Consider the following 17,419-nt stretch of genomic DNA (forward strand, 5'->3'; position numbering starts at 1 on the left):
CTGACATCTTATATACAACCTTTAGGGTGGTTTTAGCGGTGGGGCTCACCTGTTCCCATTCCGAACACAGAAGTTAAGCCCACCAGCGCCGATGGTACTGCTAACGCGGGAGAGTAGGCCGCCGCCAGTTTTTATTTTATTTTTAAAAAGTCTCATACAGCAATGTATGAGACTTTTTTTTGCTTTATACCTAAGCAGGTTATAGCTTACAGGTAACAACTAACAGGCTCTAGACAGTAAGCATAGAAGTATCAGGTAAAAGATACCGATACCTAAAATATCTTACATCACGCTCTTTGGTATTGTATACCAAGGAATCTGTCTTATTATTCCTGGTTGGTCGTTTTCAGCTCTCAATTTTCAACTTTTTATTTGTTTTGATGTATTTCCTTTAAAGATTATTCCGGACGAAAATAACGAGCTTATTTTGATGGGGAGAGCGATCTTAATATTCTTTGTGAGGGTCAGATATCAGATACATTAGAATACTATAATAGATTATATCAGGATATCTGGCAATAGCTTACGGAAGGTATTTATTGACTGAAGTTGTAAGAAATAATCTATACTCTTTAGGCGGTATAGAAATAGAGAACGAGCATGATACAGCTTTCATTGCTGATGCTCACGGGAACGTGCGGGAATTTTCCGTTGAAATATAGAGAATCTCCTTCTTTCAGGATGATTTCTTCATTATCAATAATATACTTTACTTGTCCCTTCAGGATAAATTTGAACTCCCAGGCATCAGTAATTACCTTTTCCCTTTTGGAATTGGGCTCAAGAGTTAACAAGACTGCTTCAAATCCTAAAGAATGTAAACTTTTACTGAAGATATGCATATATTTAAAGCCTTCAGCTTCCACTTCTTTTTCAATAACCTGCTGACTTTCTTTAGGTACATAGATAAATTTTGCATTGGATTTTTTCTCTACTCCTTCAAAAAAGTAGCTTGCATCAATATCAAGAGACTGAATAAGATCCAGTAAAACGGGAAGAGAAGGAATTGTTCTTCCATTTTCTATACGGGAGACCAATCCATTGCTTACGTTGGCTCTGAATGCAAGTTCATTAATCGTTAGATTGTTTTTTTTTCTAATATCTTTTAATCTTTTACCGATACCTATCAAAAAATCATTCATGCTGTTGCGTTTAACCTAAAATTATTATTCGTCATCGGACGAAAGACAAAGGTAATATTATTCTATAGAGTTTGTATGGTACCCGGAATCAATTCATTGAAAATTATTGTGGGTGCTGGAAAAATAAATGGATGAAAGATAAACAGTGGTTAAATTGAGTTCGGAAAACAGGTGTAGTATTCAGTGGATTCTGTCTTCCCCAAAAAAAATCCCTATTTTTGTGAAACTCCTTATTTCATTTATGAAAAAAATTATTCTTATCGAAGACGAAACCAGCGTAGTATCTTTTATAAAAAAAGGTCTTCAGGAAAACGGGTATGAGATTTCTGTAGCTTTTGACGGCCGTACGGGCGTACAACTGGTACAGGCGAATGACTTTGATCTGGTAATTTTGGATATTATGCTGCCGGAAATGAATGGGCTGGACGTCTGTAAAGAGATCAGGAAAACAAATCAAAGTGTGCCCATTTTATTCTTAACAGCTTTAGGAACTTCAGAAAATATTGTGCTGGGATTGGAAAGCGGAGGAGATGACTATCTTGTAAAACCATTTAAATTTATTGAATTGGTTGCCAGGGTAAAATCTTTGTTACGGAGAAGAAGTATTGCCAATGGTACACCGGAAGCGATTGAACCGGAGCCGGATAACGAACATGTATATCAGTTTTCAGATCTTACGGTAAATGATTATACCAAAAAGGTAACCCGCAGCGGCGAAGATATTACTCTGACTTCTACAGAATATAAATTATTATTATACTTCCTCAACAATCCGGAAAAGGTGATTTCCAGAGCGGAAATACTGGATGCCGTATGGGGTGTCAATTACGAATTGGGAACTAATGTAGTAGATGTTTACGTAAATTATTTAAGAAAAAAACTGGATAATCAGGAAGACAATAAATTGATTCACACCGTGATTGGGATGGGATATGTTTTGAAAAAACCTTAAAGAATGTTTAACAGAGTGATTACAAATCAAACCAAAACGATGGTCCTTTTAATGCTGGTTTTTACCGCCATTATTCTGCTGTTCAGTGGTTTGGTCTATTTTTCAATCGTTAATTTTTCACACCAGAGATTTTATGAACTATTGAAGATTCGTACGGCTACTATTATTCAGATAGAGAAAGGTAAAGATCACCTGGATATTCCAGAGAATTATGTTCTCAACAACCGGAACGACGAAGAGTTACCCATGGAAAAAGATTATGTATTTGCTGTTCCGGCCGATTCTAATTTTAAAAAAATATCGAAAGAAGTTCATATCCCTGATTCTTTTTTTAAAAGTATTATCAGAAAAGGAGAAGCTAATTATAACGATAAAGAGTTTTATTATATTGGCCAGAGTTTCAGATATGAGCATAAGGATTATATTGCCATCGCTTCTGCAAAGAATCATTATGTGGTCTACTACCTCGGATTTCTGAAAAGAACACTCCTTACCTGTATTGTACTTTCGCTGTTTTTCAGTATGATCTTTTCCTTTTATCTGTCGAAGACACTCTTTAGGCCGATTTTAAAAATTACAGGAAAAGTGAAGGAAATCAGTTCGGAAAATCTGCATTTGAGACTTGAAGCTCAACCGGACAATAAAGAACTGAATGAGCTGGTAGATACTTTTAATGGGATGCTTAACCGTATTGAGACTTCTTTTGAAACCCAAAATCATCTGATTGGTAACGTTTCCCATGAATTGAGAACTCCGTTGACTTCCATTATGGGAGAGGCAGATGTAGCTCTTTCCATCAGCAGGACGCCCGAAGAATACAGAGAAACCCTGGAAATCATCCTGAATGAAGCGGAAAAGCTGGATAAAAAAATCAAAGCGTTATTGATGATTGCCCAAACGGGATTTGACGGAAAAATCCAGAAAATGGATAAAGTGAGGATCGATCAGTTGCTTTGGGATGTTATCGAAACATTAAGAAGAATAGATTCAAGGAATAATATTTACCTGGATATCAGCATGCTTCCGGATAATCCTAAAAAGCTTAAGGTACAGGGTAACGAGCAATTATTACATCTTGCAGTAGCCAATATTATCAGTAACGGCTGTAAATACTCTAATTTCCAGCAGGTAAAGGTTTCACTGGGCGCCACAGATACAGATGTCTATATTATCGTTAAAGATACCGGAATCGGGATCCCTGAAGTGGAAATGAACAAAATCTATGATCCGTTCTTCAGAGCTTCCAATACCAAAAACTATGAAGGCTATGGAATAGGGCTTCCATTGGCCAGAAACATTGTCAGAATGCACCATGGTGAATTGGTTGTAAGTTCACATGAAAATCAGGGAACTACGGTACAGATGCGTTTCCCTAATTTTTATAGTATGCAACAGGAAAGTGTGTAATCCAGCGTTATAATTTTCGAAAATTTCATCTCATTTCCCATACTTAACAAACCGTATTGAATCTCAAAAGTATGCTTACTGTTATTTGATAATAGAAGGCTTTGTTATTTTATGATCTGCTTTTCCACCTGTTTTTACGTTTTACGATACATTTTTTTGCCAGTATTAATTCCTGTTAATAATTTTCTAATCTCATTTTAATCTCTTTAATGACATTTTAATTCTGTTCCAAAGATCTTCTAATCTGGTCGTTCTAGTTTTGTATTATCAAAAAGATCCAACAAAACAAAATAATAGAACATGACTAAAACAATTTTAATTGCAACGGATTACTCTCTAGAGTCATTAAACATATTAAAGAAAGTATTAAAAGAAAAAGAAGCAAAGGAAGACCAGAATCAGTATAATATCCTTTTAACATCAGGATATGATTCGGGAGATTCTATCAGAGACCTTTTATTTAATACAAAGACATCGGTTTTTAATAAAATAAGACCCGCAGAGTTCTGTGATGCCTATGGAATTATCAAGAACAAATACCCTCACCTGGTCAATAAAATTATCTGTGACATTTTTACGGGAAGTTTTCAAAGAACATTCAACCAATACGTAAAGGCAGAAAATATTGAAGAAGCCTATTACTCTTCATCCATTAAAAGCAAAGGAAAAGGAAAATTTGATCTGGTTCCTTACATCAAAAAATGCAAAGATCTGCCTTCCACAGAAGTAAAAGTTGAAATCAAGGAGCGGGTTCCTGAAAGAGGAAGGCTGGCAGAAATCTTTGTAGAAGTTTAAAAAAACACATATCAACCAATTAAAAACTAAAAAATGTTAAGGAATTATAGTAACAGCAGGACACTGGGGGATAATATCAGATTGGGGACGCTGACTGCATTTACAGCAGGTACTATAAATATTGCATCCCTGTTAATCTTCCTTTCTTTTACATCCAATGTAACAGGCCACTATGCTATTTTGGCTGCAGAAATAAGTAAAGCAAACTGGACACAGGTTGCCGTCGTGGGAGCATGGATATTTTTATTCTTCTTCGGAAGTTTTCTTTCCAACTTTATTGTCATTAATTTCAATAAAAAAAGTAAATATTTTGCCCATGCGATGCCGATTGTACTGGAAATAATCTGTCTCCTTTTTGTAGGAGTATACGGGCAGCTGTATTACCAGAAAACATTGGAGGAAACAGAATATCTGGTAGCACTGATGCTTTTTGCAACGGGTCTTCAGAACGGTTTGACGGCAAGTATTTCCAACTTCTCCGTAAAAACAACACACCTTACCGGAACAACAACTGACCTTGGGATCCTGGTATCCATGTTTACCCAGAAGAAATACCGAAAGAACGGAGAACTGATTGGAAGGGCAAAACTCCTGTCCAGTATCATGCTGGCTTATGTTTTGGGAGCTGTATTTTCAGGATTAACCTATTATTATCTCGAATTCAGGGTGTTTTACGTAATCAGTATATGTCTTTTGATTGTCATCGGATATGATGCTTATAAAATTCATGTACGTCACTTTAATACAAAATACAGGTATAACAGAATTTATAAAAAACCTAATCTCCTGGCCTATCTCTATGAAAAGATCCACGGAGTTCCTAAAAAGGAAGAAAAGAGAAAATGGGTCTTTGAAGACTAAAATAAAGAGATCATCACTATTAATTTTTTGTATAAACTAGCTGTACGCCCTTATTTCCTTATGGAATAGGGGCGTTTTTTGAAAAAATGGTCAGCCGATCCACCGTTTTTATGAATGTTTTATGAATGTTACAGATATAGTTACCTTCAGATTAAACACAACGAGTTGATAACGGCCTTCATTACAAAGATTAAAAAAACAGGATGGGGATAAATACAGCAAAAATGTTGATAATTAAATCTTAAATCACGATTTTAGTATTTTAATTCCCGTTTCCATTGACTATTTTTGTAAGTTGATTTACGTTTTTATGTCAGATATTATTCAGCTTTTACCGGATCATGTAGCCAACCAAATTGCGGCAGGAGAAGTGGTGCAGAGACCTGCATCCATTGTGAAGGAACTTTTGGAGAATGCTATTGATGCCGATGCTACAAAAATTGAATTGATTATCAGAGATGCCGGGAAGAACCTTATTCAGGTGGTGGATGACGGTAAGGGAATGTCTGAAACCGATGCGAGAATGGCATTTGAAAGACATGCTACCTCAAAAATCAAAGGAACTGAAGATATCTTTAAAATTGCCACGAAAGGATTCAGAGGTGAAGCTTTGGCTTCTATTGCAGCTGTTTCCCAGGTTGAATTGAGAACAAAACAGAAAGATACTTCTATCGGAACCAATATTTATATAGAAGGCGGAGTTTTCCAGTTTCAGGATCCTGTGCAGACAGCAGAAGGATCTAACTTTTTAGTGAAGAATCTTTTCTATAATGTTCCTGCAAGAAGGAAATTTCTGAAAAATAATAATATCGAATTCAGACATGTAATCGATGAATTTCAACGTGTAGCCCTTGCACATGAAAATCTTGAATTTTCGCTTTTCCATGATGATGAAGCCGTTTTCAGGTTGAGAAAGGGAAGCCAGATGCAGCGTATTGTTGATGTTTTTGGAAGAAAACTTCAGCCGCTTCTGATTCCCATTAAAGAAGATATTATCTGGTGCAAGCTTCACGGATTTGTAGCAAAACCGGAAGGAGCCAAGAAATCCAGAGGCGAGCAGTTTCTTTTTGTCAACGGAAGATATTTCAAAAGCCCTTATTTTAACAAAGCAGTTCAGGAAGCTTTTGAAGGATTGCTTCAGCCGGGTTATGTTCCTTCATTTTTTCTTTTTCTGGAACTTGATCCGGAAAAGATTGACGTCAATATCCATCCGCAGAAGACAGAGGTGAAATTCGAAGATGAACACCTTATTTTTGCTTTACTTCGTTCTACCATTAAAAGATCCCTGGGGATTTATAATGTTTCGCCAAGTCTGGATTTTGACAGAGATCCTGAATTGGATCATATGATGAATAAACCCGTTCCCAGTAAAGGAAATGGCGGCGGAGGCGGAGTCATAAAGATGCCCGAAATTATTGTAGATAAAGATTATAACCCGTTTTTAGAAGAAAAAAATGTACGTCCGGAAGAAATCCAGAATCTTACGGAAATGTACCATCAGAATATTACCGCGGAACCTTCGAAAATTAATTTGTTTGAAGATGAAGATTTCGATGAAGACCTTATGAGGCTTCCAAACGGGTACTGGCTTTTCAATAAAGGAGATGTAACCCTGATGCTGGATCTTGGAAGAATGCACAGACTATTGGTGTCTGAAAGTAATAAATCTACCAGGAAAACAAATACAAACAGCCACGCTTTGCTCTTTTCGCTCGAGTATCATATGAATGAGATTGAAAAAAATAAATACAATTCAATCAAAAAATATCTTCCGGAACTCGGGTTTGACATGAAAATTGCTCATGAAAGCGTGTTGAGGATAGATTCACTTCCCGAAGGATTAAAAGAAACGCAGGCAATGAAGTTCCTGGAAAACTTATTCGAAATTCTGGAATATAAGACGGAAGAAGAATTTATGCAGTATTATCATAACCAATGGAACAAAATGCAATCCAAATCCAGGTTTGATTTTCTGTATAAAAAAGATGCGGAGCAAGTGATCAAAGACTTTACAGCATTAGGATTCCCTGAATTTTTACCGGATGGGAAAAGATGCTTCTATGAAGTTCCGTTTAATGATTTTAAAAACAAATTTTAAAAAATATGTTTAATAATATACCACCCATTACAAGAAATATTATCATTATTAACGTCATCGTTTTTATTGTTACCTCATTAATGGGTAATCAGATAATTGGTTATCTGGCCGGATTCTATCCGTTTTCTCCTTTTTTTCATTCATGGCAGATCATCACCCACATGTTTATGCATGGAAGTATCATGCATATTTTGTTTAATATGCTGACCTTATTCAGTTTCGGTCCTATTCTGGAACAAACATTGGGAGATAAAAAATATTTAATACTCTACTTTGCGAGTGGTCTCGGTGCTTTTTTTCTCTTTAACCTATGGAATTTTGTGGAAGCTCAGCAGATTACCAATGAATTACAGCAATTGGGATTCAATGTAAGTGCTTATTTATCAGGAGCCGGAGTGAATTTTTCAGGGAGTGCAGATTCCGTTCTCAGACAAAAAGAACTCGTAGAAAGTCTAAAAGGTATTGTAGCAACTCCAATGGTAGGAGCGTCCGGAGCTATTTTCGGAGTGGTGGCAGCATTTGCAACGTTATATCCGGATTCAAAAATCGGAATTATGTTTATTCCGGTTCCGATGAAAGTAAAATATTTATTACCGATTGTGATTGTTATTTCTGTATATCTGGGAGTTTCAGGCAATGGAGGAGGAATTGCTCACCTGGCCCACGTTGGTGGAGCACTCGTGGGGTGGCTGTTGGCACGAAATTGGAAAAAGCATTTGTACAGATTCAATTAAAACAATTTTGTGAAAATTTTCAGGCTAATACTATTCGTTCTACATCTCGGAATTCTTTTTTTATTACTGGCTACCTTGTTGAATGCTTACATTCCGCCGAAAATATTTCCGTGGTTTAATCTGCTTTCGCTGGGCTTTCCTGTGCTTATTATTTCCTACGTTTTACTGACGCTTTTCTGGCTTATCAGCTGGAAAAAAAGAGCTTTTGTATTTATCCTGGCAGGTCTGGCTTTTTTAGGCCCCGTAAAACGGTGGGTTACTTACACTTCCGGTAAAAAAGAATCTCCTGAACTAAAGGTTGTTTCTTTTAATACCAAAGCAGGAAGTATGGGAAGGGAGCAAGTTGGAGCTTATCTGAAGTCTCAAAATGCCGATGTTATCCTTTTGCAGGAAGAAGGGAAAGGTTATGAAATAGAAGGATATCAAAAAGTAAATCCTTTCGGTGGTTTTACAGTGCTCACCCGGCATAAAATTATCAGCCAGAAGGTGATAAACCCGCAGGATGAAGAACTGAGAATTCCGGGCGTACAAGTTGATATAGAAATCAATGGCAGAATATACAGGTTTATTGATGTGTATCTGCATCCGTTTCGTTTTGAAAAAGAAATGGTAAAGCTTAGCGGAAACTCCGATACCAATGAACAGAAAGTAAAAGATGTTATCAAAAGACTTATTCCTACTTTTAAAAAACATCAGGAGCAGGTTGCATTTCTGCGCGAAGCTGTTGAAAATTCTCCTTATCCCGTTATTTTAGGTGGTGATTTTAATTCTGTTCCCAACTCTTACGAATACTATCACGTATCGGAGGGGTTGCAGGATGCTTTCCTGAATGCAGGAAAAGGAAGCGGAACAAGTTTTCACGATTACAAATTTCCAATCAGGATAGATTATCTTTTTTCTTCCAAATCCGTTCGTGCCGTTTCTTACGTTGTAGACCGTTCTATCAGTCTTTCAGATCATTATCCTGTTATTGCAGAATTTGCTGTCGATTCAAAATAATCATAAAAAGAGTTAAAAATTTTGTTCTTGGTAGGGTTTTTGCTTAAAAAAACGCGTACCAAGACCGTTTTTTCATGAAGTCGAATCAGATACTACTGTTTATACATATTGTCGTTGCTGTTTTATTACTATGCACATTGGGGAATGCATGGATTCCGCCTAATCTTTTAGGGAATCTTAATCTGCTTTCTCTGGGTTTTCCCTATCTGATAGTGGCTCACCTTATTCTTACGATGATATGGATTTTTAAAAAGAAGAAAGTTGCCATTGCTTTTGCATTAGGTACTCTTATTTTTTACAATCCGATAAGAAGATGGGTTAATTTTTCCCCTAAAACAGAAAATCTTAAAACCATTCGTGATATTAAAGTACTGACCTTTAATGTAAAATACGGCGATTATGGATGGGACAAAATAAAAAACTACATTAAAGAGCAGGATCCTGATATTATTTTGGTTCAGGAAAAAGATACCAACAGGGCGATAAAACATGACCTGGTAAAATACCCTTCGGTGATTCTTAAAACCAAGCATAAAATTATCAGACAGTCGGAAATTATTGAAGACAATGCAAGAGGAAACTCTTTCTTTGCAGATGTGGATATCAACGGTAAAATTATTAGAATCGTGAATGTTTATCTGGAGCCTTTCAGACTTCATAAGACCATGTTTACAAAACTGGATGCTTTTGGAATAGGAAATGTTTCGCAACTTCTTTCTCATATGATTCCTACTTTTCAGGCTCACGAAGATCAGGTGAAAAAGATCAGAAAAGTGATTGATATGTCTCCGTATCCTGTGATTCTGGCGGGTGATTTCAATTCTGTTCCCAATTCCTATGAATATTATAATCTGGGTAAAAACCTTCAGGATGCTTTTATGGTGGCTGGTAAAGGAAGTGCAAGCAGTTTCCATGATTATAAAGTTCCATTGAGAATAGACTACATTTTCACCTCAAAATCCATTATACCTTTGAGCTATAAAGTAGATCAGTCTGTAGAATTATCGGATCACTATCCTGTAATTGCAGAATTTCTGTTAAATTAGTTCCATGAAAAATTTATTGTTTGCGGTCTTTATTTTTTCCGTTCTTTTCACAGCGTGCTCCAAGAAAGAGTCATCAGGATTTGCTGCGGAACCGGAAGTAAAAACCCATTATGATACTACAGCCATTGATTCGTTTTCTAACGGGGCGGTTTCCGTGGATATTGCACGAAAGATCAGAATGTCTTCCCCAAAGTATCTCGATTCTGTAAAGCAGGCCAAGAAGGCTCAGGAAGAAGAAAAGAAGCTGAAAGACGAGCTGGACAAGGAGAACAAGAAAAAACTGGAAGAAGAAAAGAAAAAAGCAGAATCTGAAAAAAAACAAAAGGTTTCTGAAAAACCAACCGCCGAATCTAAAACAGAATAATTTAAAAACATTTTAAAAATATACAATATGAAAAAGCAAATTTTAACCGCTTTGGCGATCTCCGTATTCGCTGTAGCATGTACCAAATCAACAACAAAATCAGAACAGGTAGAAAATGCGGATGGTACCGTGACAACTACAACAACAACTGTTACGGAGTCTTCTCCTCATCTTGTTGATTCAGCCAAAGTGAATGAAGCTAAAGAAAATGTCAATGCAAAATTAGACCAGGCAGGGGATAAAATTGATAATGCAGCTCAAAAAGCTAAGGATAAAATTGATGCCACGGCAGATAAGACAAAACAGGACCTTAATAAAGCCGGTCAGGATATCAAAACGGAAGCTAATAAAGTAGGAAAAGATATTAAAAGCGGAGCCCAGGAAGCAGGTAAAGATGCAAAAGAAGCGGCAAGGAAAAGCGCTGCAAAAGTAGAAGATGCAGCCAAAAAATTAAAAGAAGATTTAAGTAAATAAAAGAAACCCGCAGCTGAAAGCTGCGGGTTTTATTTTTCTAAAAAGAATAAATTGCGAGACGTCCGCTGTTTTCCAGCCTTGCCTTCTTTTTTATCTGTTCAATTCTAATAAAGGATCAATATATTCTCTGTCATTGCTCAGCCTTGGTACCTTATTCTGGCCTCCAAGTTTTCCTTTAGATTCAAGCCAATGATAAAATAAATTGTCTTTCGCAATATGAACAATCGGTCTTCTCAGTGTCATATTGTTGTACCTTTTTGCCTCATAATCAGAATTGATGGTTTTCAAATGCTGATCAAAGACATCGATAAAGCTGTCCAGGTTATCAGGATATTGGCTGAACTCAAAGATCCACTCATGGGCACCTCCTTCGTTTTCTTTCATAAAGACCGGTGCTCCGGTAAAATCTGTAATGCTGGCACCTGTAGCTTCACAAGCCTTAGCAAGGGCAGATTCTACATTGGTGATCATCAGCTCTTCCCCAAACGCATTGATATAATGCTTCGTTCTGCCTGTTATTTTTATCCTGAACGGATTGATCGAGGTGAATACAACGGTATCACCAATCAGATATCTCCACAAACCGCCATTGGTAGTAATGACCATAGCGTAATTCTTTCCGATTTCTACATCTTCCAGACTTACCACTTTAGGATTTGAATAATGAAACTGATCCATGGGAATAAACTCATAGAATATTCCATAATCAAGCATCAGAAGCATCTCATCACTGTTTGATCTGTCCTGTATTCCGAAGAAGCCCTCGGAAGCGTTGTAAATTTCGTAGTAATTGATGTTTTTTCCGATGATCTGCCTGTATTGTTCCCTGTAGGGCTTAAAACTGATTCCACCGTGGAAAAATACCTCTAAATTAGGCCATAGTTCCGATATGCTTCCTACATTGGTTTCCTGCAATACTCTTTGCAGAAGGACCATCATCCAGCTCGGAACTCCTAAAATACTTCCCACATCTTCGTTCTTTACTTCAGAAGTGATTGCTTTAAGCTTGCTTTCCCATTCCCCCATCAATGAAACCTTTTTACTGGGAGTCGTCGTGATCTCTACCCAAAAAGGAAGGTTGTCTATTAAGATAGCAGATAAATCGCCGAATTTGGTGTTAAAATCTGCATACAGTTCAGAGCTTCCGCCTAACCTCAGGTTTTTATAATTGAAGAGCTGGTTTTCCGGGTGATTATTGGCATAAATGGAAACCATATCTTTGCCGGCTTTCATATGGCAATATTCCAGGCTTTCTGCTGAAATAGGAATAAACTTGCTTTTAGCATTGGTGGTTCCCGAAGACTTTGCAAAATGCTTGATGTATCCTGGCCAGCTTACATCTTTTTGTCCCTGTCTTGCCTTTTCAATATAAGGTTCGAAGTCTTCATAAGTCACTATCGGGACCTTATTTTTAAAATCCTGATAACTTGAGATCGAATTGAATCCGTATTGCTTACCATATTCTGTATCTTCAGCATGAAATAGTTGGGAAAATAAAATACCCTTCTGTGTTTCAATCGGATGATTCATGAAATTTTGTATCTGATCTATCCTTTGACGGATAAACCAATTGACTACGGTATTAAAAAGTGCTTTGGTTGCCATTTCAACAAATATAATAATATTTGAATTTTCAGAGAATTTTTTATGGGCTTAAATAAAAAAACCGTTACAAATTATGTAACGGTTGAGTATGTGATGTATTGTTTCTAGCAATATTCGTCGTAGGCAGCCTGAAGGTTTGCAGCGATAGCACCGGCAGGATTTCCTTCAATGTGGTGTCTTTCCAGCATGTGAACCAATTCTCCGTCTTTAAAAAGAGCTACACAAGGGGAACTTGGAGGGAATGGAGCAAGGTGTTTTCTAGCCTCTACCACAGCCTCTGTATCAAATCCTGCAAAAACAGTTGTTAAATGATCAGGCTTTTTGTCTCCGGTTAACGAGTATACAACGCCTGGTCTTGCTGCTCCTGCAGCACATCCGCAAACGGAGTTGATCACTAACAATGTAGTTCCTGACTGCTTTAAGGCATCTTCTACCTGAGCAGGAGTTGTTAAATCCTGGAAACCTTTATCTGTAAGTTCAGCCTTCATAGGCATTACTAAATCTGTTGGATACATATATTTTGTTTTTTATCACGACAAAGTTACGTAATTCTTTACGTTTGTTCAATATATAATAACTATCAATCGTTTAGCCAGATAAAATTAAGTAAATGTTAATATTGTAATTATATTCAAAAAATAGTGAATTTAAATTAGGAATAATGATATATATTTATTAAATTTGAAATGATTCTGAAAAACAAAAGACCATGAAAAAAACATTTACTGCTTTCCCTCAGGCAATCAACCCACTTAATTCTGTATGAAATATGACAGCAAATTGACTCTTTTTTTTCAGTTTTGAATAAACTGACCGACAAATTTGAATATTTAAAAAATGAAGCCCGGAACTGAAAAGTTCCGGGCTTCTTTAATCAAATCGATATGCAAAGGTTGAATATCCTTAAGTTATAATGAAATGCATGTTGATGAGATACGGAATCAATCCGAAATCAAAAACATATACTCCATTAAGAAAGCAGCTTTTTAGCCATATCAGAGATACTTTTTCCATCTGATTTTCCGGCTAATGCTTTTGAGGCTGCTCCCATTACCTTACCTAAATCTTTAATGGATTCAGCTCCGGTTTCTGAAATAATATTTTTTATTTCTGTTTCCAGTTCTTCAGCAGAAAGTTGCTTGGGTAAGAATTTTTCGATCACTTTCATTTGTGCCTCTTCCACTTCAGCAAGATCCTGTCTGCCTTGGGCGGAAAACTGTTCAAAAGAATCCTTTCTCTGTTTGATCATTCTTTGAAGAATGGCAATTTCCTGTTCTACAGAAACTTCAGCTCCTCTTGCTTCTGTTTGTAGAAGAAGAATCTGAGATTTTACGGCACGAAGAGAGTCTAAAGCAACTCTGTCCTTTTCTCTCATCGCTGTTTTTATAGCTTCGCTTATAGTATTTTCTAAACTCATGGTTTCAAATTTAACAATGTATCAATGTAACAGGTTACCAATGACTGATTAGTACATATTGTTACATTGGTACATTTCTACATTGTTATATTAATTAGTCTACATCTTTATTCAAGAATCTGTTTTCTCTGATCTGCATAGATCCGTTGTTGTCAGACAGGTAGGTATTGATATTCTGGTCTGAGGCATTGGTTCCGTCGATTGAGATATTTTTTCTTTTGAAAGCCGGAATAGATTCAAATTCACTCATGCTGTCAAAGCTCTGATAACGGGAGTTGAATTCTTTTAATTTATTTCTTCTTTCTACTACTCTGTCCTGATCTACTGTTTTGTTCACAAACGTGAATTCAGATTCTTCAGTTTTAGGTGTTTCAATTTCTTTTTTAGTTTCAAAAGCAGGTTTTACTTCCGCTTTCGGTTCTTCCTGCTTTTGGTAGAAGGTCTCCATCTTTTGAGCAGGTTCAGCTACAGCACTTGCCGGAGCATTGAACTCTGCTTTTGGCTGGCCAAAATCCGATTTGGATTCATTTCTTGTGGGTTCATTCACAAAGAAGTTGAATTCAACCGGTTTTTCTTCTGAGAAAGACTTGCTAACAGGAGTTCCCGACTGAGGTTCTTCTTTTTTATTTTCAAAATCAAATGAGAAAGACTGGATCTCAAGATCATTAGGATCTTCACCTTCTTCATCAATAGAGAAAAGGCTGTATTCCTGTTCAGTTTCTTCTTCATTTCTCCATGCCTGTTCAGGGGCATTTGAAGTATCATCCTCTTTATCAAAGAATTTGATTTCTGTTTTGATCTCTTCCTCTTCAATAATCATTTTTTTTTCAACAGATACCGTGTTGAACTGGGGTGTATCATGATCTTCATCATCTAATCTGAAGTGATTGGATCTGCTGGAATCAATGGGAGTCTCGGGGGTAGCTTCTCTTTCTTCTCTTGTTTTAAATGGAGAGTTTTTTGGGGCATCAAAGCTGTCGTTCAGGCTGATTCTTATTTTCTCAGTAGGGCCTGCAAACTTTTTGTTCTCATTGGAGAAACCTGTTGCAATAACAAGTACACTTACCGCGTCTCCTAATTCTTCGTCAGCACCCACCCCGAAAATGATATCTGCTGTATTTCCGGCTTCTTTCTGGATATGATCCATGATGATACCGATTTCATCCATGGTTACCTCTTCGGCACCACTTCTGATCAACAACAGAACATTCTTGGCTCCTGTAATCTTATTGTCATTCAACAATGGGGAGTCAAGGGCTTTTCTAACGGCTTCTTCAGCTTTATTTTCACCTGAAGCGGTTCCGGTAGACATCAATGCGGTTCCTGAGTTTTGAAGAACAGATTTAGCATCTCTAAAGTCGATGTTTACATCAAAGTAACCGGTAATAACCTCTGCCATACCTTTGGCTGCATTGGCTAATACTTCATCTGCTTTTGAGAATCCCTGCTTGAATCCAAGGTTTCCGAATTGCTGTCTTAATTTATCGTTGTTGATCACAATTAATGAATCAACGTTATTTTTTAATTTGTCGAGACCATTTTCTGCCTGTTCCAGTCTTCTTTTACCTTCGAAGCTGAAAGGTACGGTAACAATACCCACGGTTAGAATACCCATGTCTTTTGCTACTTTAGCAATGACAGGAGCAGCTCCGGTACCGGTACCACCACCCATTCCGGCAGTGATAAACACCATTTTGGTATTTTGTCCCATAGCGGCTTTGATGTCTTCAATACTTTCAATAGCTGATTTTTCACCAACTTCAGGATCTGCCCCAGCACCAAGACCTTCTGTGATAGAGGTTCCCAATTGAACTTTATTGGCAACAGGGTTATTATCTAAAGTCTGTGCATCTGTATTACAAATCACGAAATCTACCCCGTGAATACCTTTTTCGTACATGTGTTTCAGGGCGTTGTTTCCACCGCCTCCTACACCGATTACTTTTATGATGGATGAATTTCCTTTTGGCAAATCAAATGAAAATCCTTGTGTACCTATATTTTCCATTACTATACTTTTAATAATTATAATTGATCATTGATTGATGATAGTTGATAAGGAAAATTTCGTTTATCGCTTATCATTCATCATTTATAATTTACTCTACTTCTTCAAAGAATTTTTTTACTTTTTCCATAAGCGACTGACCGAAGGTCAATTTCGCTCTTCTGTTCTCTTGTTGCTGGTTCATCACAGGTTGTTCCTGAACCGGTATTGCCTGCTGGGCAGGTTGAGCGGTTTCGGTCTGTGTAGCAGTAACTTCAGACTTTGGTTGTTCTGCAACAACTTCTGTCACTTCATCAACGTTCTGCTTTTTATCCCTGATTTTTAAACTTTCCATCAGCAATCCGATAGATGTAGCAAATTCAGGGCCTTTCAGATATTGATTTTTGTCATTGGCGATATATTCATTCGCAAAACCTATTCTGCTGTCAAAACCTGTAGTATAGTTGGCCAGCTGACGAAGATGCTTTAAGTTTGAACCCCCACCTGTCAGAACAATTCCGGCAATGAGTTTTTTCTTTTGTTCAAAAGCGCCATACGCTTTGAGCTCAGTATTAACCATTTCCAGCACTTCTTCTACTCTTGCATTAATAATTTGAGCCAGAGTTTTTAGAGAGATTTCCTTGTCTGGTCTTCCGTGAAGCCCCGGAATAGTTACAAAAGTACTATCTTTTTCTAATTCGGGGACAGCCGATCCGAATTTTACCTTCAGTTGTTCTGCATGTTTTTCAATAATTGAACAGCCTTCTTTGATGTCTTCGGTTATTATTCCACCTCCGTAAGGGATTACACAGGTATGTCGGATAATGTTATCTTTGAAAATAGCAATATCAGTGGTACCACCACCAATATCCACAATAGCAACTCCGGCTTCTTTTTCTTCTTTGGTAAGAACGGCTTCTGAAGAGGCTAGAGGTTCTAAAGTAAGGGCTTCCATTTCTAATCCGGCTTCGCGAACACATCTTGCAATATTTCTGATGCTTCCCATTTGCCCGACTACCACGTGAAAGTTGGCCTCAAGACGTTTGCCGTGCATTCCGACAGGCTCCTGAATTTCACCTTCGGAATCCACTTTATATTCTTGAGGAAGTACATGGATAATTTCTTCTCCCGGAAGCATGACCAGCTTTTTCACCTGATCTTTTAAGGCTTCAATGTCGTCATCTGTAATAAACTTATCAGGATGTTCACGCATAATATAATCGGAGTGCTGCAGAGAACGGATGTGTTTTCCTGCAATACCTACCGTAACTTTGCGGATAGGAACTCCGGCACTGGATTGTGCTTCGGATACTGCAGCCTTGATTGAATTAATAGTCTGTGAAATATTATTCACAATACCTTTATGAACACCAAGACTTTTAGCTTTTCCTACACCGAGAACTTCTATTTTCCCGTGTGCATTCCTTCTTCCGACAATCGCGACTATCTTTGTTGTCCCGATGTCCAGACCTACTGAATACTCTTGATTTTCCATTTTTATATCGATTTGATTTTTTCTACTTTTTTCATAAACAGGA

At 37.2% G+C, this 17,419-nt stretch carries 16 protein-coding genes and 1 rRNA gene; 11 read left to right on the top strand and 6 right to left on the bottom strand.

Going from position 1 to position 17,419, the window contains the following annotated elements; translation table 11 throughout:
* The first annotated feature begins 22 nt into the window (after positions 1–22).
* Positions 23–130, top strand: a 5S ribosomal RNA gene (gene rrf / locus M030_RS0107065).
* 442 nt (positions 131–572) lie between these two features.
* Here the strand turns inward: rrf and M030_RS0107070 are convergent.
* A complete protein-coding gene (locus M030_RS0107070; protein WP_027372857.1) occupies positions 573–1,142 on the bottom strand; it encodes a helix-turn-helix domain-containing protein in 570 nt (189 codons plus the stop codon).
* A gap of 241 nt (positions 1,143–1,383) precedes the next feature.
* On the opposite strand from M030_RS0107070, the gene M030_RS0107075 reads away from it, so the two are divergent.
* The 10 genes from M030_RS0107075 (at position 1,384) to M030_RS0107120 (ending at position 10,872) form a co-directional block, all read left to right on the top strand.
* On the top strand, positions 1,384–2,094 hold the full coding sequence (locus M030_RS0107075) for a response regulator transcription factor (protein ID WP_027372858.1): 711 nt from the start codon (positions 1,384–1,386) through the stop codon (positions 2,092–2,094).
* Positions 2,095–2,097: 3 nt separating this feature from the next.
* A complete protein-coding gene (locus M030_RS0107080) occupies positions 2,098–3,501 on the top strand; it encodes a sensor histidine kinase (protein ID WP_027372859.1) in 1,404 nt (467 codons plus the stop codon).
* A 300-nt stretch (positions 3,502–3,801) separates the two neighbouring features.
* Entirely contained in the window at positions 3,802–4,296 is a 495-nt protein-coding gene (locus M030_RS0107085; RefSeq protein ID WP_027372860.1) for a hypothetical protein, read from the top strand.
* A 33-nt stretch (positions 4,297–4,329) separates the two neighbouring features.
* On the top strand, positions 4,330–5,157 hold the full coding sequence (locus M030_RS0107090) for a YoaK family protein (protein WP_027372861.1): 828 nt from the start codon (positions 4,330–4,332) through the stop codon (positions 5,155–5,157).
* 310 nt (positions 5,158–5,467) lie between these two features.
* A complete protein-coding gene (gene mutL, locus M030_RS0107095; protein ID WP_027372862.1) occupies positions 5,468–7,255 on the top strand; it encodes a DNA mismatch repair endonuclease MutL in 1,788 nt (595 codons plus the stop codon).
* A gap of 5 nt (positions 7,256–7,260) precedes the next feature.
* Entirely contained in the window at positions 7,261–7,989 is a 729-nt protein-coding gene (locus tag M030_RS0107100) for a rhomboid family intramembrane serine protease (protein ID WP_027372863.1), read from the top strand.
* A 9-nt stretch (positions 7,990–7,998) separates the two neighbouring features.
* A complete protein-coding gene (locus tag M030_RS0107105) occupies positions 7,999–8,988 on the top strand; it encodes an endonuclease/exonuclease/phosphatase family protein (protein ID WP_027372864.1) in 990 nt (329 codons plus the stop codon).
* Between the two features lie 74 nt (positions 8,989–9,062).
* Positions 9,063–10,034 carry an endonuclease/exonuclease/phosphatase family protein gene (locus M030_RS0107110; protein WP_027372865.1) on the top strand — a complete coding sequence of 324 codons (972 nt, stop codon included), beginning with the start codon at positions 9,063–9,065 and terminating at the stop codon, positions 10,032–10,034.
* Positions 10,035–10,038: 4 nt separating this feature from the next.
* Positions 10,039–10,398, top strand: a complete 360-nt coding sequence (locus tag M030_RS0107115) for a hypothetical protein (protein WP_027372866.1) — start codon at positions 10,039–10,041, stop codon at positions 10,396–10,398.
* Positions 10,399–10,425: 27 nt separating this feature from the next.
* Positions 10,426–10,872, top strand: a complete 447-nt coding sequence (locus M030_RS0107120) for a hypothetical protein (RefSeq protein WP_027372867.1) — start codon at positions 10,426–10,428, stop codon at positions 10,870–10,872.
* A 90-nt stretch (positions 10,873–10,962) separates the two neighbouring features.
* Here the strand turns inward: M030_RS0107120 and M030_RS0107125 are convergent, their stop codons facing one another.
* The 5 genes from M030_RS0107125 to ftsA form a co-directional block, all read right to left on the bottom strand.
* Positions 10,963–12,477, bottom strand: a complete 1,515-nt coding sequence (locus M030_RS0107125) for a GH3 auxin-responsive promoter family protein (protein WP_027372868.1) — start codon at positions 12,475–12,477, stop codon at positions 10,963–10,965.
* 104 nt (positions 12,478–12,581) lie between these two features.
* Positions 12,582–12,992, bottom strand: coding sequence for a BrxA/BrxB family bacilliredoxin (locus M030_RS0107130; protein WP_027372869.1), 411 nt, complete (start codon positions 12,990–12,992; stop codon positions 12,582–12,584).
* Between the two features lie 455 nt (positions 12,993–13,447).
* Complete coding sequence (locus M030_RS0107135) at positions 13,448–13,894, bottom strand: GatB/YqeY domain-containing protein (protein ID WP_027372870.1); 447 nt, start codon at positions 13,892–13,894, stop codon at positions 13,448–13,450.
* 94 nt (positions 13,895–13,988) lie between these two features.
* Positions 13,989–15,902 (bottom strand): cell division protein FtsZ, encoded by a 1,914-nt coding sequence (gene ftsZ, locus M030_RS0107140; RefSeq protein ID WP_027372871.1) that lies wholly within the window; start codon positions 15,900–15,902, stop codon positions 13,989–13,991.
* 91 nt (positions 15,903–15,993) lie between these two features.
* Entirely contained in the window at positions 15,994–17,376 is a 1,383-nt protein-coding gene (gene ftsA / locus M030_RS0107145) for a cell division protein FtsA (protein ID WP_027372872.1), read from the bottom strand.
* Between the last annotated feature and the right edge of the window lie 43 nt (positions 17,377–17,419).

The sequence above is a fragment of the Chryseobacterium sp. UNC8MFCol genome (genome assembly GCF_000482305.1).
GTDB lineage: Bacteria > Bacteroidota > Bacteroidia > Flavobacteriales > Weeksellaceae > Chryseobacterium > Chryseobacterium indologenes.

Coding starts and splice junctions, on each gene's coding strand:
- M030_RS0107070 (WP_027372857.1), bottom strand. CDS start 1,142: ATGAATGATTTTTTGATAGGTATCGGTAAAAGATTAAAAGATATTAGA.
- M030_RS0107075 (WP_027372858.1), top strand. CDS start 1,384: ATGAAAAAAATTATTCTTATCGAAGACGAAACCAGCGTAGTATCTTTT.
- M030_RS0107080 (WP_027372859.1), top strand. CDS start 2,098: ATGTTTAACAGAGTGATTACAAATCAAACCAAAACGATGGTCCTTTTA.
- M030_RS0107085 (WP_027372860.1), top strand. CDS start 3,802: ATGACTAAAACAATTTTAATTGCAACGGATTACTCTCTAGAGTCATTA.
- M030_RS0107090 (WP_027372861.1), top strand. CDS start 4,330: ATGTTAAGGAATTATAGTAACAGCAGGACACTGGGGGATAATATCAGA.
- mutL (WP_027372862.1), top strand. CDS start 5,468: ATGTCAGATATTATTCAGCTTTTACCGGATCATGTAGCCAACCAAATT.
- M030_RS0107100 (WP_027372863.1), top strand. CDS start 7,261: ATGTTTAATAATATACCACCCATTACAAGAAATATTATCATTATTAAC.
- M030_RS0107110 (WP_027372865.1), top strand. CDS start 9,063: ATGAAGTCGAATCAGATACTACTGTTTATACATATTGTCGTTGCTGTT.
- M030_RS0107115 (WP_027372866.1), top strand. CDS start 10,039: ATGAAAAATTTATTGTTTGCGGTCTTTATTTTTTCCGTTCTTTTCACA.
- M030_RS0107120 (WP_027372867.1), top strand. CDS start 10,426: ATGAAAAAGCAAATTTTAACCGCTTTGGCGATCTCCGTATTCGCTGTA.
- M030_RS0107125 (WP_027372868.1), bottom strand. CDS start 12,477: ATGGCAACCAAAGCACTTTTTAATACCGTAGTCAATTGGTTTATCCGT.
- M030_RS0107130 (WP_027372869.1), bottom strand. CDS start 12,992: ATGTATCCAACAGATTTAGTAATGCCTATGAAGGCTGAACTTACAGAT.
- M030_RS0107135 (WP_027372870.1), bottom strand. CDS start 13,894: ATGAGTTTAGAAAATACTATAAGCGAAGCTATAAAAACAGCGATGAGA.
- ftsZ (WP_027372871.1), bottom strand. CDS start 15,902: ATGGAAAATATAGGTACACAAGGATTTTCATTTGATTTGCCAAAAGGA.
- ftsA (WP_027372872.1), bottom strand. CDS start 17,376: ATGGAAAATCAAGAGTATTCAGTAGGTCTGGACATCGGGACAACAAAG.